Origin of the sequence: Priestia megaterium (genome assembly GCF_041941685.1) — a bacterium.
GTDB lineage: Bacteria > Bacillota > Bacilli > Bacillales > Bacillaceae_H > Priestia > Priestia megaterium_C.
Map to the genome: position 1 here is coordinate 2,893,284 of NZ_CP130958.1, position 15,361 is coordinate 2,908,644.

13 protein-coding genes are annotated in these 15,361 nt (G+C 35.0%); 4 read left to right on the top strand and 9 right to left on the bottom strand.

What is annotated here, in order from left to right:
- Positions 1 to 48: 48 nt before the first annotated feature.
- The 6 genes from Q5794_RS15015 to Q5794_RS15040 all read right to left on the bottom strand — a co-directional run bounded on the left by Q5794_RS15015 (position 49) and on the right by Q5794_RS15040 (position 7,024).
- A complete protein-coding gene (locus tag Q5794_RS15015) occupies positions 49 to 603 on the bottom strand; it encodes a GNAT family N-acetyltransferase (protein WP_013057535.1) in 555 nt (184 codons plus the stop codon).
- Positions 604 to 958: 355 nt separating this feature from the next.
- The gene (locus Q5794_RS15020; protein ID WP_214986740.1) at positions 959 to 1,783 is read right to left on the bottom strand and encodes a thermonuclease family protein; all 825 of its coding nucleotides are present in this window, start codon (positions 1,781 to 1,783) and stop codon (positions 959 to 961) included.
- A gap of 423 nt (positions 1,784 to 2,206) precedes the next feature.
- Positions 2,207 to 2,866 (bottom strand): 2OG-Fe(II) oxygenase, encoded by a 660-nt coding sequence (locus tag Q5794_RS15025; RefSeq protein WP_013057538.1) that lies wholly within the window; start codon positions 2,864 to 2,866, stop codon positions 2,207 to 2,209.
- Positions 2,867 to 3,116: 250 nt separating this feature from the next.
- Positions 3,117 to 4,619, bottom strand: coding sequence for a malate:quinone oxidoreductase (locus Q5794_RS15030; protein ID WP_374988116.1), 1,503 nt, complete (start codon positions 4,617 to 4,619; stop codon positions 3,117 to 3,119).
- Between the two features lie 120 nt (positions 4,620 to 4,739).
- Positions 4,740 to 5,564: a pyruvate, water dikinase regulatory protein gene (locus Q5794_RS15035; protein WP_374988117.1), complete on the bottom strand. Its 825-nt coding sequence runs from the start codon at positions 5,562 to 5,564 to the stop codon at positions 4,740 to 4,742.
- A 578-nt stretch (positions 5,565 to 6,142) separates the two neighbouring features.
- Positions 6,143 to 7,024: an HAD family hydrolase gene (locus Q5794_RS15040; RefSeq protein ID WP_374988118.1), complete on the bottom strand. Its 882-nt coding sequence runs from the start codon at positions 7,022 to 7,024 to the stop codon at positions 6,143 to 6,145.
- Between the two features lie 324 nt (positions 7,025 to 7,348).
- Between Q5794_RS15040 and Q5794_RS15045 the strand changes: the two genes are divergently transcribed.
- The 3 genes from Q5794_RS15045 to Q5794_RS15055 all read left to right on the top strand — a co-directional run bounded on the left by Q5794_RS15045 (position 7,349) and on the right by Q5794_RS15055 (position 12,243).
- Positions 7,349 to 8,812, top strand: a complete 1,464-nt coding sequence (locus tag Q5794_RS15045) for a hypothetical protein (RefSeq protein ID WP_028409018.1) — start codon at positions 7,349 to 7,351, stop codon at positions 8,810 to 8,812.
- Between the two features lie 969 nt (positions 8,813 to 9,781).
- On the top strand, positions 9,782 to 10,804 hold the full coding sequence (locus tag Q5794_RS15050) for a hypothetical protein (protein ID WP_374988119.1): 1,023 nt from the start codon (positions 9,782 to 9,784) through the stop codon (positions 10,802 to 10,804).
- An 842-nt stretch (positions 10,805 to 11,646) separates the two neighbouring features.
- On the top strand, positions 11,647 to 12,243 hold the full coding sequence (locus Q5794_RS15055; RefSeq protein ID WP_214986751.1) for a mechanosensitive ion channel domain-containing protein: 597 nt from the start codon (positions 11,647 to 11,649) through the stop codon (positions 12,241 to 12,243).
- Positions 12,244 to 12,245: 2 nt separating this feature from the next.
- Here the strand turns inward: Q5794_RS15055 and Q5794_RS15060 are convergent, their stop codons facing one another.
- From Q5794_RS15060 to Q5794_RS15070, 3 genes are all read right to left on the bottom strand, one after another.
- Positions 12,246 to 12,824 carry an HAD-IA family hydrolase gene (locus Q5794_RS15060; RefSeq protein ID WP_374988120.1) on the bottom strand — a complete coding sequence of 193 codons (579 nt, stop codon included), beginning with the start codon at positions 12,822 to 12,824 and terminating at the stop codon, positions 12,246 to 12,248.
- A gap of 127 nt (positions 12,825 to 12,951) precedes the next feature.
- A complete protein-coding gene (locus Q5794_RS15065; RefSeq protein WP_374988121.1) occupies positions 12,952 to 13,968 on the bottom strand; it encodes a hypothetical protein in 1,017 nt (338 codons plus the stop codon).
- Between the two features lie 72 nt (positions 13,969 to 14,040).
- On the bottom strand, positions 14,041 to 14,460 hold the full coding sequence (locus tag Q5794_RS15070; protein ID WP_014459592.1) for a hypothetical protein: 420 nt from the start codon (positions 14,458 to 14,460) through the stop codon (positions 14,041 to 14,043).
- Between the two features lie 407 nt (positions 14,461 to 14,867).
- Between Q5794_RS15070 and Q5794_RS15075 the strand changes: the two genes are divergently transcribed.
- A complete protein-coding gene (locus Q5794_RS15075; RefSeq protein WP_028409022.1) occupies positions 14,868 to 15,359 on the top strand; it encodes a hypothetical protein in 492 nt (163 codons plus the stop codon).
- Positions 15,360 to 15,361 lie beyond the last annotated feature (2 nt).

Consider the following 15,361-nt stretch of genomic DNA (forward strand, 5'->3'; position numbering starts at 1 on the left):
TTTACTTATATATCCATTTTATCACAAAAAATACTACCGTAAAGATGCTCAGGCAGTCTTCATATAAAAAAATGGTTTTTTATCAATAAAAATGGTTTTATGCTCTTGAAAGCCTATACGCTGATACAATTTTTTGGCTTCTACGTTATTATATTCAACGTTTAACGATAAAAACATCTTACGCTTTTTAGCTTCTTGCTTGGCTACATTTAAAAGAGCCGTTCCTATCCCTTTTCCACGGTAAGCCTCATCTACACATAGAGAGTCAATATAATAATCTCCGTGTTCAGTTTCTATATCAATTTCCCACGCTGGATTATTAAGTTTAGCACGTACAAAACGCTTAACTGGTTCATAAAGCGTTTGTAACATACTTCCTTCGTAGCAAAGCATAAGTCCAACTACCTTCTCGTCGACTTCTGCGACTGTAATATGATGATAGCTATAGCGATTTTTCTCAGACAGAATAAACGCTTTAAGTCTTAAAAGCGCTTCTTCATTCGTTGTAGCCGCCGTATGAGAGCGTGCAATACTGCCAAGCATGTCATAAAGTAATTCCGTTACAGCAGAAGCATCTTCTTTTCTTGCTTTCCTTATTTTCACGATTTTCAAACTCCCTTTATTCTCTTCGCTTGCGTTATTTGTAGCAAACCTTCTTACCTATCTACTTTAACACGAAAAAGAAAAGAAAGAAAAAATTAACTCCTAATCTTCCTTTCATTGTATAATTAATGTATATTTTCAAATGAATGGATGATAACTATGAAAAAACGCCGTCAGCAGAAAGATAATACAATAAGTGGATGGGAACTTTTTGCGGAAATTCTTTTCCAGGTTCCGCAGCTGCTTATATGGCCACTGCGCCTCCTTATACGAATTGGCCGCTCTTTGTTGGATGGTATTTAGTGATTTACTGACCTCATAAAAAAAGAAACTCAGCGTTTACTGAATTTCTTTGTTAGTTCTTTGCTTTTGTGTATCCTGCTTCTCGCGCATCTTTTTCCGTACAAAACCAAATGACGTTGTTCATGGTTTGGTTATAGTGGGCCCCTGTTGGCACGTGATAAATTTTGGAGTTTTGATTTCCTTTTATTTTACCTTCACAGCTTTTGGCAGACTGAGTATCCTTTTGTTTAGAAGAGGACTGATTTTTTACAGCATCCGTGTTATATCCTTTTTCTTGTGCATAGTTTTCAATACTCCAGATGCCTCTTTCGTTTTTTCGAGCCTGCTCCTGTATTTTCTTAAATTCATCTACGTACTTTGTATTAGGAGGAAATACTGATACGCGGGCTAGCCCTTTTGCTAGCAGCTCTTCATTATACAGCTCATTGTCTATCCATACATAAGCAAGCAAGCGTCCATATTGATCACGCTCCTGCACATCAAATTCAAGGGTAATTTCCTGTCCTTCTAGTCTTTTTTTTGTGTAAGCAGATGCTTCAGGACCAAAGGGCTGTACGCCTAGTTTGGGATGCTTTGTTTCTGGGGTATCAACAAGAAGTAATCGCACGCGATCTCTCTTTCCGTTCAGCATTTTCACTTTAAGCGTATCACCGTCCACTACTCTTTCTACCGTAGCCGCCTCACCTACTACATCTTCACGATTTGCTTTAGAAGGACTATGATCTTCTTCTTGATCTGATGAACCTTCTACTTGAACTGCTTGTTTTGTATCGGTAGAAGATGTGCTTGAATGACTTGCCTGCTCATCGCTGCATCCAGTAAGAAGTAGCATAAACATCGCAAGCATCGTGCAAATAATTGCTTTTATTTCTTTCAAAACCCGGGTCCTCCTTTAACACGTTCCCTATCTACTATATAAAAGTAAAATGATTTTATAAATAGTGTAAATCACCTAAAAACAAAAACTCGTGAAAATACCTTTCACGAGTTTTTTCGTGCAACTGTTATAAAAATTGCTTACCTGTTTTAAAGTCATTTTTTTAAATAGCATCTATTTTATTTTTATCTCACGAACACATTTTTCATTTTACTGTATCCAGATTTTTAATCATGAGGATATTTTACACTACAAATACATTTATCGTCTACCGGCTTATAAGAATAAGGAATAGCCGCACAAATAGAATAAGTGTGAATATTGCAATATAATAACTGGCTAACATGATTGCTATTTTTTTGTAACATAAATAAGAGCCCTCATTAACAATAATAGCTAATAGGGCTCTTCAAACCTTTGTTTTTACGATCGAATTTTTTGTTTGCGCATCCACTGGGTAGCGACCCACTTTTCTCCTTTTATAACAGGAGCTCCCCCGTGGAGAGTACGGTCATTAAGTTCAGCATCACTATAAAAATATTCAAAGTACACGGCCATTCCTTTTGTCGGAGATACGGAAAGACCCAGCTTAGGAAAATAAGTTTCTCCTCCTTCTTCGACATCGTTTAAGTACATAACCAATGTACTAATACGGTTGTTTTTAGATGCTTTACTTGCAGAAGTGAAATAATCGTGATGTGCTTTGTATTCTTGATCAGGCAAGTATTTTAAAACTTGAAGACCTTCAGCATATTCAATAGATGGTCCCATTATTTTAGAAAGTCTTCTTTCGATTTGATGTACAAGCTCGTTTTCGCTTTCTTCAAAAAACATGCCGCTGCTCGTTCGAATACTGTTTACTTCACGTGCAGCACCAATTTTTGATCGCTGCATTTTATCTTTGGATAGCTGTATAAGTTCGTCACATTCTTCGTTACTTAGGACATTTCCTAAAACTAGAACAAGAGGCTCTTCAAATCGAGCAACAATATCAATCTCTCTGTCTTCTAATTTAATTTTATTACCTGTATGATTAAAAATCGTTTGTTCTTTCGTTAATAAAGATGTATTAGTTAGAATCATCTTTTATCGGCTCCTCGAAATAGCTATTTTCCAATTCTTCACTTCATTATATGTAAACGCTTACTAGTAAGAATTATATCATGAATACGAAGTAAATTCTGCTAGTAAAGGAAATAAATAAAAAGAAGCCCGTTATATAACGAACCTCCCTCATTTTTTCTTATATGTTTCACCTATATTTTGAATACTTTACAACAGCTTCTAAAAAATTCTTTTAATTTAAAGCATATGTGTCAAAGGCTGCCTAAAATCATCGGTACACAAGTTCTTTTTTACTTAAATCAAGCATTTGTGCTGTAGAAGCATGAATTTCGTTAAAAAGCGCTGGATTTTCTACCAAAGATAATCCGTAAGAAGGAATCATTTCTTTTATTTTTGATTCCCATTTCTTCATATGCTGCGGGAAACACTTTTCTAGCACTTCAAGCATGACATGAACAGCAGTCGAAGCACCTGGCGAAGCCCCGAGCAATGCAGCAACGGAACCATCAGCTGAACTCACAACTTCTGTACCAAATTGAAGAGTTCCTTTACCTCCGGCTTCCGTATCTTTGATTACTTGTACACGCTGACCCGCTACGACGATATCCCAGTCTTCGCTTTTTGCGTTTGGAATAAACTCGCGAAGTTCTTCCATACGCTTTTCATTGGACAACAGCACCTGCTGAATCAAGTATTTCGTTAAGCCCATCTCTTTGACGCCTGCTGCTAACATCGTCAAGATATTATTCGGTTTTACAGAATTGATTAAATCCAAGTTTGAACCCGTTTTTAAGAACTTTGGTGAAAATCCGGCAAAAGGTCCAAACAGCAGTGTTTTTTTGCGGTCGATATAGCGTGTATCAAGGTGCGGAACCGACATCGGCGGAGCGCCAACCTTCGCTTTTCCGTACACTTTCCCGTGATGCTGCGCTACAACTTCGGGGTTATTGCATACCATAAATAATCCGCTTACCGGGAACCCTCCAATATGTTTGGACTCAGGAATACCCGTTTTTTGGAGTAAAGACAGACTTCCTCCTCCTCCTCCGATAAAAACAAAGTTCGCTGTGTGATATTCCTGTTTGCCGCTATGAATATCATGTACTTTTACTTCCCACGAGCCGTCTGCGGTACGTGTCAGATTTTCAACGCTGTGGTTATAGTTTATTTCTACGCTTTTACTTTTTAAATGTGTAAACAACATACGAGTTAAAGCTCCAAAGTTCACGTCCGTCCCTGAGTCAATTTTGGTTGCCGCAATTGCTTCAGTCGATGTACGGCCTTTCATAACAAGCGGCATCCATTCTTTTAACTTTTCAGGACGATCCGAATACTCCATCCCTTGAAACAACGGATTATTTGATAGCGCTTCAAAACGTTTTTTCAGAAAGGATACGTTCTTTTCTCCTTGTACGAAACTCATATGAGGGATTGGCATAATAAACTCTTGCGGATGATGAATTAAATTACTGCTTACAAGATACGACCAAAACTGCTTTGAAAGCTGAAACTGTTCATTAATTCGCACTGCTTTCGTAATATCTATAGATCCATCAGCTTGTTCAGATGTATAGTTCAACTCGCACAGTGCAGCATGGCCCGTCCCTGCATTATTCCATTCATTCGAGCTTTCTTCTCCTGCATCTGCGAGTTTCTCAAATACTTTGATTTCCCATTCCGGCGCTAACTCTTTTAGTAAAGATCCCAACGTTGCGCTCATAACTCCGGCCCCAATTAAGATAACGTCTGTTTTTTTATATACATTGCTCATCACAATCTTCCTTATCTTTTATATTTTAAAAAAGCACCTTATAGCAACACGCCTGTTCTACCTGACTCTCTATAGATTAAGTATGTCTGACAAGTTATCTGTCTTACATAATGGGCGTTTTTATACATACCCTTTCATCTTGTCCTTTTTTAACATGCTTAATATCACTTCAGCGGTTTCTTCAACTGCTTTACCTGAGACATTAACAATAGGACAACCAATGCGCTTCATAATTTTCTCAGCATAGTCCAGCTCTTCAAGGATTCGATCTACAGTGGCATAATTGGCTTGAGACGCTAAACCTAAATTTTTTAATCGTTCTTTTCGGATTTCATTGAGCTTATCCGGTGTAATAACTAAACCAATACATTTATTTTTCGGAATAGTAAAAAGTTCATCAGGAGGCGTCACTTCTGGAACTAACGGTATATTCGCTACTTTAAGACTTTTATGAGCTAAATACATAGAAAGTGGCGTCTTAGATGTTCTCGAAACACCAATCAACACTAGATCAGCTCGCTTGATGCCTCTGAAGTCTTGTCCATCATCATATTTAACAGCGAATTCAACTGCTTCTACTCTTCGAAAATAGTTATCGTCTAATTTTCTCGTTAATCTCGGTTGAAGATTAGGTTCCTTATTAAAGGTTTGGCTAAAGGCACTCATAAGAGGGGTCATTAAATCAATGGCTACAATTCCTTCTTCTTGTGCCTTTTCGTCAAGATACTGTTTTAAAGGTGGGATGACGATAGTATACGCAATGATGGCCTCGTTACACCTTGCTTCAGCAATGATATTATCAATATTTCCCTCATCTTCTACGTAAGAAGTATTTTGAATTTCAATATCTTCTCCACTAAATTGAGTTAAAACTGCTTTTACCATCAGCTCAGCCGTTTCACCTACTGAGTCGGAAACTATATAGACAATTTTTCTTTTATTCACATTAAATCTTCCTATTCTTTGATTTTAATAGTTTAATAACGCTAGTATTTTTTGTTCAACTATCATTTAGCAGCTTGCAAGATACAAAATTTAATAGTAATGAATAGACAAATATGCTGGTCACTATGATTATAAACACTTTAACAAAACAATTAAATTCAGAATTTGTGTCATACTAATTATAAAATAAAACTAAATATGTTATACTATTTTCATTAAATGTTATATTAGCATTAAATATAAGGAGATACAATCCCTTTTCTCAGCATTTTATAAAAAGTTTGAAGAAAGAAAAAGTTTAGATTTTAAAATGTTTTATGCTTTGGCATGGTGGCACTCATCAGGGCTGAGAGTTGTTTTGCAGGGATAGGTACGAGGATAGTTGTATAATTACGTTGTTTATAACATGATTTTTAAATTATAGAAGATTTATTCTTATCTATTCTTTTTAGCTAAGAGTGCTATAACTAAAAATAATGAACGGTTTACTTTTCACCTTATGTATACTAAAAACACCGCCTAAAAGACGATGTTTTAAAGAATTGGTTATAATGCATTATCGCGAAATAGATTAATTTTTATAAAACGGGATTACTTCTAGCAGATTTTTGCAATAAAAATTTAGAAAGATAATGGGATACGCCGTTTTCGTCACAGTTAAATTCCGTTACGTCATCGACAATTTCTTTAATATGATCCGGCGCATTTTTCATCGCTACGGCATAGCTGGCAAACTCAAACATTGGTAAATCATTGTTGCTGTCGCCAATTGCTAGAATGTCTTGCTCGGGCAAATTAAAATGTTTTAGCATTTGCTGAATTCCCGTTGCTTTATTTACGTTTGCCACCATCACTTCAACATTGTGTTTAGATGAAGTAGAAGTTGTAAAGTCGATTTCTTTTTTAAGTTCTTCAAGCTCCTCTTTCCATTTATCGATATGCTCGTGCGTTCTTGCAAAGAAATAGAACTTTGAAAATTCGCTTCCTTCTACGGAATCTTTCCAGTCAATTTCTTCTTTAATTGCTTGTTTACGGGAAAGCCACTCGTTAATTTCCACACTGTCTGGCTTTGGCTCTCTAATTTCATTTTCCGCATAGGACTGATCTTGTTTTAACGTCACGCGAGATGTGCCGTACGGGAAAAGCTCATAGTATACCTTGTTCGCTCTTGCTTTTTCAATAATGGTTTCCACCAACTGGAGCGAAAGCGAATGCTGAAAGACTGCTTCTTTTCCTACGTACCCTGCCATACCATTTGACGTGATAAATCCATCCACTTGAAAGCCTTCAGGAACTAACTCTTCTATTTCATCAAACGCTCTTCCCGTAGCGATAAAAACAAAAATTCCCTGTTTTCGTAATTCGTCAATGATTTCTTTTGTTTGAATACTTACTTTGTTAACACGGTTTAATATCGTACCGTCCATATCTAAAAAAATTGCTTTAGATTTTAACAACATACTTATTCCCCCTATTTGTAAAAGAGTGTACTTGGCAAGTATAAACTTTTCGATTTTTAAACTCAATGAATGTACTTTGCTTTTCTCTTTTATAAAACTACTATAATACTCTCCTTACATCTAAAGTACATACTTATATTGTACAAGCGCTATAAAGAAAGAATTTTATATTTGCAATAAGCCTTTATATACTAATAGCTGGCTAGGCTAATTTGATATAAAACAGCATTCACAAAAACGAATTTTCCTTTTAGTCTTTAGAGTATCGTTCAAAAAAGATATAATAAGACTGTTACAGATTAAATACATACAGAGGAGGTCAACATGAACGAACCATCCAATTTTTCTCCTTACCTTATTAAACAAATCAGCGATGCGATCGATGACAATATCAAAGCAAAGTGCATAGACTTTTTATATGATTCTCATTCGTTCTTTTCGAATGAAAAAGATTTTATAGAAGACTACATTTTAAATATATTGCAAGATACGTTTGTTTTAGAGAATAAATTAATAAATCCTAAGGAAATAAGAAATCCCGCTTACAAAAGAAGACAATCGAATAAGAAAAACTGGCTGCAAACGTTAAAAAAAGATATTAAAGCAGAAAAGCCTAATCCTATTTTTGAAGACATTGAGTTGGCCAAAAAAGTGATGGATAAAAAAGTGGATACCGAACACTTAAAAAAGCTGTTTGGCGTGGAAAAACCTGAAGATATTTTAAAGATAAAGTTAAAAGAAGTAGAGACATGGGCTAAAAGTAAAAAAACAAACATTACCGATTTTCCTTATTTAGATTCAAAAATGAATTATCAAATAGAGAAAGCATTTCACACGGACTTTACTTTTTTAATTGCTGAAATCATATTAGAAAAATACAATGGAAATTTGAGTAACTGGATTGATAAACGATTAAATTCGTGGGTAGAGGCCCCTATCTTCTCAAACGAAAGTCATTCTCTTAAAACCAATATGGAAGTTAAAACAAACTCCCAAGAAGTCGTTTTATATAATGACTATAAAGTTGATGAAGAATATTTCATTCGCACCATTATCCCTGTGAATGATAATCAAACGGTTCTTTCCAAACGAAATATGGTTTTAGACCCGAAAGATTCCCAAATTATCCAGTTTGCTCTTTCACAGCGCGACGAGATGTTTTATAAAGAAAAAACGGTGACTCTTGATTTAGCGGATATCGTGAAAGAAATTTATAATTCAAAAGGTGTAAAAAACTATGAAGCGGTTGAAGCCCGCATTATGAAAATTGCCAGATACCACGTAGAAGGTGTAGCGAAGAAGAAAAATTCCAGAGATACAAAATTTGCGATAAACTTCTTCCAAAAAGCTGTTATTGAAACCGATGAAGTAACGGGCAGACGATATGCAACCATTGTATTTAGCGACGATACGCATCAAGGCTTTTTAAATCAGCAGTTTGTACAAATTTACAGTGACGTTATTAAAAAGTTTAAAGATAACTCGCTGTCTTCTTTACTGCTGTATGCATTTCAAAAAGAGCGATTAGATTGTTATTTACAAGAGAAGTCTTACACCCATTTTTACCCGTATCAATATTTTGCTTCAAAAGTTCGTTTTCGTTCAAAGAAAATTGATGTCAATCTAAAATTAATTAATGAATCTCTAGCAGAGTTTGTTAGCAATCAAGTGCTGATCCAAAGTTATCAGCAAAAACTTCAAGGATTTGAAATCTCTTTTATTCCTCTTCAAAATTATGAAATTCAAGACTATTTTGGAGGAGAACATAGAGAAACATTGGAAGGGTAAATTGTTCCCTTCCTTTTTTATTTGATATTTTGCCACTTTCAGCTTATAAATACAAAATATCCCTCTACTTTTATTTCACAGTTTGGAAGTTTTGTCATTTTTAACGTACTAACCAGAAGCTTTTGCCGTTTTTGACGTACCCGTTCGCTTCTTTTGCCGTTTTTAGCGTACTAATTACTACCTTTTGCTGTTTTTGACGTACCACTCTGATTCTTTTGCCATTTTTGACGTACTAAATTCATTTTATTTACTAGTAATCACTTATTAATTGTTAATTATTCTCTTTTTTCCGTAAAACAATCCTACCTTTTGCCGTTTTTGACGTACTCCTTCACTACTTTGGCCGTTTTCTGCGTACTAAACATTGCTTTTCCCTTTGTTATTGCCTTTTCAAACCCCATTTTTTATTTTTTTCGCAGCATATATAAAGCTTTTGCCATTTTTGACGTACCAAACGAAAACTTTTGCTGTTTTTAGCGTACTACTACGCCGTTTTTGACGTTTTTCACGTACTAAAAATAGCTTTTGCCATTTTTGACGTACTAATAAAATTCATTGTGTTATTTACAACGATCAGAGAAGTGATTTTTTTACCTTTTTTTAGGTGAATCGAGATAACTTTTGCTGTTTTTAGCGTACCACTCTTCACTTTTGCTATTTTCGGCGTACTATACTCAGCCTTTTGCCGTTTTTTACGTACTAAAACGCATAAAGTTTTTTTTGATTTTTACTGATCGTAACAAACACTGTTCTACCGGCGCTTGCTTGCTTTTGCCGTTTTTGTCGTACTAAAAAACCTATACGCTGAACCCCTTGATATGACAGCATTCTTTGAACCTTTTGCCGTTTTTAGCGTACTACTCGTTCGTTTGCGATTCTATTTCTTATTGATATAATTTTCACAAGGTATTCTTTGTTATTTTACCCTAATAAATTAGTGTTGATATGAAATAGATTGGAGGGATTCTCATGATAAAAAAAGAATTTGCGAAAATTGGAAAACAAATTATTCGCCAATTGTCTAGCACCGTAGAAAAATATAAAGATGTTGAAGATCACATGGACCTAGACGCTCATGGGAACCCTACAATCAAAACAGTGGCAGAACATCACCGTTTATCTAAATCTCAAATTTCACAATTAATTTTTTATCACTTCCTTCACGTTGATGAAAGAGGTATTATTTGTGATGTTTCTGAAAAAGAGATTGCAGCCGCTTTGAATTGTACAGTTCGAACAGTTCGCAACAACAATGTAGTATTAGCAGAAACAGAATTAATTTCCTATTCTCGCAGCGGCAAAGGAATCAATATTTGTATTATTCCCTATCCTCAATATTTTGAAGAACACGGCTTTGGGTTTATGGAATTAGAATATACTCGCTTTGAAGAACTTATTCTAATTGAAAACGTAAATGCCCTTCGCTTAGAGCTGCGCAAAGAATTGGTTTATGACAACGATACGATTAAGCGTCAGTTTAATCCCGGAGAAAACACTTCAAAAATTAGCTTTAATGACTATAAAATTTTTACACCGAAATATACTCACTACAAAGGTATGATGCAAAAAATAGCTGAAACACAGACGAGCGCATTTAAAACCGTTGTCCAAGGATCTACTATTTTCTTTGTTTTAAAAGACGGAGCTAAAAATGGCAAGATGTCAAAACAGGAAAAGAAAGATCAATACGATGCGGCGATTCGACGTGCTATTGAAGAGACTTTTGTAAAATTATCTGGACACAGCACAGATTCTACAGGAATTGTTATGTCTTCATTCCAAAACGAAGACATCGCTGATTTGGTTCAGCTTTCTTTTGAATATGGTATTGAACGAGTGAAGTCTTCCCTTTATTCTCTGATTGAACAGGCCTTCTTCAGCCATGATGCTCAAGTCGTTGAAAATTACGGTGGAAAAATCCGTACGCTCATTCGAAAAGAGCTTTCAAAAAATCTTCAAGATCAAGTCCCTGCCGAACTTACAGCTTCATAAGGGGCTTATTTGGCATGCCTTTTTTTATTTTATCTCCCTTCTCTTCTCTTTTTGATACAAATAGCGCAAACAAATACCCATTTTTGCAGCTATCCAATTCCACTATCCTATCTATATAAACGTAATGAGTTCAAATAAATGATATTTCTTGTGTATAACTACGGAATATTACTAAAAAAACACCTTCATACTTATCCACAAAAGAAAGAAAACATATTCAATTAACGTTATATCATCCTCTTTGTTGATAAAAACATCCCTTTTATTTTTTTATTAACGATGATTTCCAAGTTATTTACTCTTTAACACGACTACTTTTATCCACAGTGGAAATAATTCATACTTTTAATAGAAAACTTCATACTATGAGTTTTAAAATCCGTCTATTGCAGAAGAAAAAACATAGTAAATAAAATAGTTTCCATATCTGTTGTTATAAAAAACATCCTTTAGCTAAAGGATGCTGTTCACAAAAAAGGTCTATTTTCCACACAGTTATTTATTGAAAAGCAATTTCCTCTCTAGCCCTTGATATCATTGGGTTTTTAAAGGATTTTTCTTCCCTTAATATCTGTATATAATGTTTGTTAATAAGATCTATACTAATCTCTGCTATAATGTTTTATTTAATATTTGTATAAAGAAATGTTTTAAAAATATCTATACCTGAGGATTTTTTCTTTTTCTAAATTAAGGAGTTTTCATTACGTATACCTAATACAAATAAATTAAAATAAAACATTAGTTCAAACGCCTCTTAATAAATTCTAGTAGTATATTTTTAAAAATAAATTATACTATTCAGTAGAGAAAATTTTATAAAGCAAGAAAGGGACTTAGTCATGAAAGACATACAGTGGGTACAGCAAACTTTATTTAATACCGATAAGTGGATTGACATTAGTGAAGTAATTATAAAGATTATCTTGATTTTCATTATTGCTCAAATCGTTATCAGGTTTGCTCGTAGTGTAATTAATAAAATCTTTGATTTCAGATTTAAAACTAAACTGCTGAGGTACAATGAACGTAAAGAAATAACGCTGAAAAAGCTTTGTCTGAGCATTGTCATGTACGTAGTATATTTTATTGTACTTATTACGTCCTTAGAGGCAATTGGAATTAATATGAAAGCACTCTTAGCTGGTATTAGCGTAGCAGGATTTATTACAGGCTTAGGTGCACAAAATTTGATTAAAGATATTTTAAACGGTTTTTTTATCCTATTTGAAGATCAATTCTCAGTAGGAGATCACGTATCCATAAATGATACGAAAGGAACTGTTGAAGAAATTGGATTGCGCACGACAAAAATTCGCGGAGTTGACGGAGAGTTTTACTTCTTTGCTAATAGTAACATTACAAAAGTAGCGAACTATACGCTTGGTGAAATTCCCGAAGTACATAAGCCTGAACAAATAAAAACTCGTGAAGAATAGCTTCACGAGTTTTTATTTACGACAGTTTTAAAAAATTGATCGTATGATGTAAGGTGATAATCTGGTTCAATGTCGTCATTTTGAAATGCACATGTTTTGATTCCCAGTTCACGGGCAGGTTTTAAATCAAGCTCGCGATCTCCAATCACTAAATCGAGCTGATACTTATCGTGAAGATATGCATAAGCGCCGCTATCAGGCTTTCGTTTATAGCCATCATCTTTTGTAATAATCTCCGTAAAATAGTGCTCCATATTAAAAAATGCAAGAATATCAAGAGTAGACTGTCTAGATTTATGCGTAACAATTACATTTGTATCCGCAAAGCTCAGTACGTCTTCTACGTGAGGAAAAGCAGGCTTATCTTTAGGATTGATTTTCTGTTCGAGCACATGGAAGTGATTATCAAACAAAGACTTTTCAATATCGAAGTGCTTAATTGCTACGTCAGAAGATATCTTCATCTGTTTTAAAATATCATCTTCTGAGATCGTTTGATCTGTTAGTAATTCTTTGAATGCTTTTACAATTGTTGGATAGGTATCAAAGATGGTTCCATCAAAGTCCCATAAAATATTCATTTTCGCTGTCTCTCCTTTTTAAAAACGTAACGATTATACCAAATTTTTCATTGCTTGTCAGTGAACCTTTTTGCCATCGTTGCATTTAAAGTAAAAAAACTCGTTTTATACGAGTTTTTTTACTTTATTAGCTGCTGCTGCACCCACTCCCGCAGCTAGAGCTTGAACAGCTAGAGCTGCTGCAGTTTGAACTCGAACAGCTGCTGCCGCTGTCATGATGGTGATGACCTCCATCGTGGTGGTGATGGTGGCGATTGTCTTCCCATGTACTTGAACAGCTGTAGCCGCTGTACGAGGCTGTATCTCCCGCATAGATTGTCTTTTTGTATAGCAGCAGTTCATTCATATGTCTTGAAAAGTCAGTAGCTTCGTAAAGTGAATAAAAAACAAAGCCTTGAAAAAGAAGTTCGTTTGATACATTCCCTTTTTTTAATGCTTTTTTAAAGTACGACGATCCTCCCGATTTCATTCGTTTTTTTGCATCCTTAATTTCTTCTTTTAACGTTTGAATCAGGGCTCTCTGTTGTTTTTCCCATTTGCCGTTTCTTAAAAAATAGCGATCTAGCAATTCATCTTCTGATAACCTTTGAAAATCTTGAAGTGTACTTTTATCAAGAGGATGCTGAAAAAATTTCCCCCAAAGCAGTCGGCTGTTGCCCGTTATGTCAAACCAATGAGCATACATCCAATCGAAGAACGCTCGCTTATCCGGCTGTGGTGATGGAGTTGTATCTACATTTGGCTGGTGATGTAAAAAGCGGCTGAAAAAGTGTTCTGTAAAACGCTCATAATCTACTGTAAACATAATCATTTCGTGCCACACTTCATCCACTTTTTCACTAAACATCGGTACATCTTTGATGACTGCATTTAATAAAAAGTAACGCTTCATCTCAAAAAACGTCCACTCCACTTCATCGTCTTTTATGCTGCTCCCTTTTATACGCTGTTTTACTTGCTGAACATAGGCTGTCGGTAACGAATCTTCTAGTGAATGAACAATATCTTCAAACCCATGATCTTTATGTATTCCAAGCTCACCTGGAAGCTCCTCTTTGTACAAGCGAAATCCCCTTGGCTTTGCAATTCCTTTAATAATCAAAGCTAAAAGAATTACCGCTCCTACTATAATTGCTGCTATCATTTTCTTCCCCCTGTATCGTATCTATATATTCAATATTTTACCACATTCGTAAAATACAAAAAAAGAGCTCAATTAACTTGAGCTCTCGTCATCATCGGGTATTTCGTCTACCTTTTCTACTTTGACTAGACCTTTCGTGCTGTATTCAAGATCAAAGTATGCTTTAACAATATCCCCTTTTTTCAAATTGCTTGGAATCGGTTCATTTAAATTTTTATCGGAAAATTTAATGCCCGTTCCTTCTTTTGTTGTTCCGCTGTATGTACCATTTTCGATTTTTTCAATAGTAATATAATACACTCGATATTTGTGCGCTTCCTCGTCGCCTTTCGCTTTTTCTTTAACGGTTTCTTGTTCAGGAAGTTTACTCAGTGTTTCTTGGGCTTGTTCAGAAGTCGGCTCTGCTGATCGATTTATGAATTGCATCACAACTAACACTAAACATATAACTACTAAAACTAATAATAATATCTTTTTTGCGGATAAAGACAATGAACTGTGCCTCCTTACACCTTTATGTATATCATGCTGCACACAAGAGATTATACACGATAAAGGATTAGAAATTAGAATAAATTCTATAAAAATAGTAAAAATATGAGAAAGTACCTAGAATTTTTTACGCTTTTCTGCACTTTTTTGAGATAAAAAAGAAATTTGGTACCTTATCCTTAAATTGTAACTGATTCACTTCATTTTCGAAAAGAGTTTTGCCCATTTTGTCGTAAAAAAGTCATAATAAGAAGGAATATCACACCATATTGTCGAACGTATGTATATACTTATAATGAACTGCCGAACTGCTTTTCTCTACCCTCATTGTTGAGGCAATATGGCAACTGAAACAGCTTGCTGTTAAATTCAGATTACACATCTATACTCAGGAGGTGGAATGCAAAATGATGTTTGCACTTATTGTTGTGGTTGGTATCGTAGCACTTGGCGTAGCTAGCTTCTACGTCATTAAGCGGCCTCAAGGCGCTGTTGATCCTGAGGATCGCAAACCGCTTGTTTCTGTAAACGGGCATGTTAAATTTGCAGAAGGAATTAATCAAATTTCTATATCTAAAATTGACATGTACGATCAGCGTCTTGTTATCAATCAAGTAGCTATTATTCCATTTAACCGTATTCAACGAGCAGAATTTTCAAAGGTTGTCAAAAATGAAAAAGGCCTTCACGGAGCTCCTGTTCAACGCTATTTCGGTGAGTTAACCATTCATTTCACAGACAAGAACGGGCAAGAAACATACATTCGCTGTGAAACACCGAAAAAAAATCAATTTCACCTCATCTACCAGTACGATTTAATGAAAAGACAATTAAATAAGCGTCTTGGTCTTGAAGATCAGCAGCCTTACCTTACTCTCCAAGAACCATACGAACTATAAGA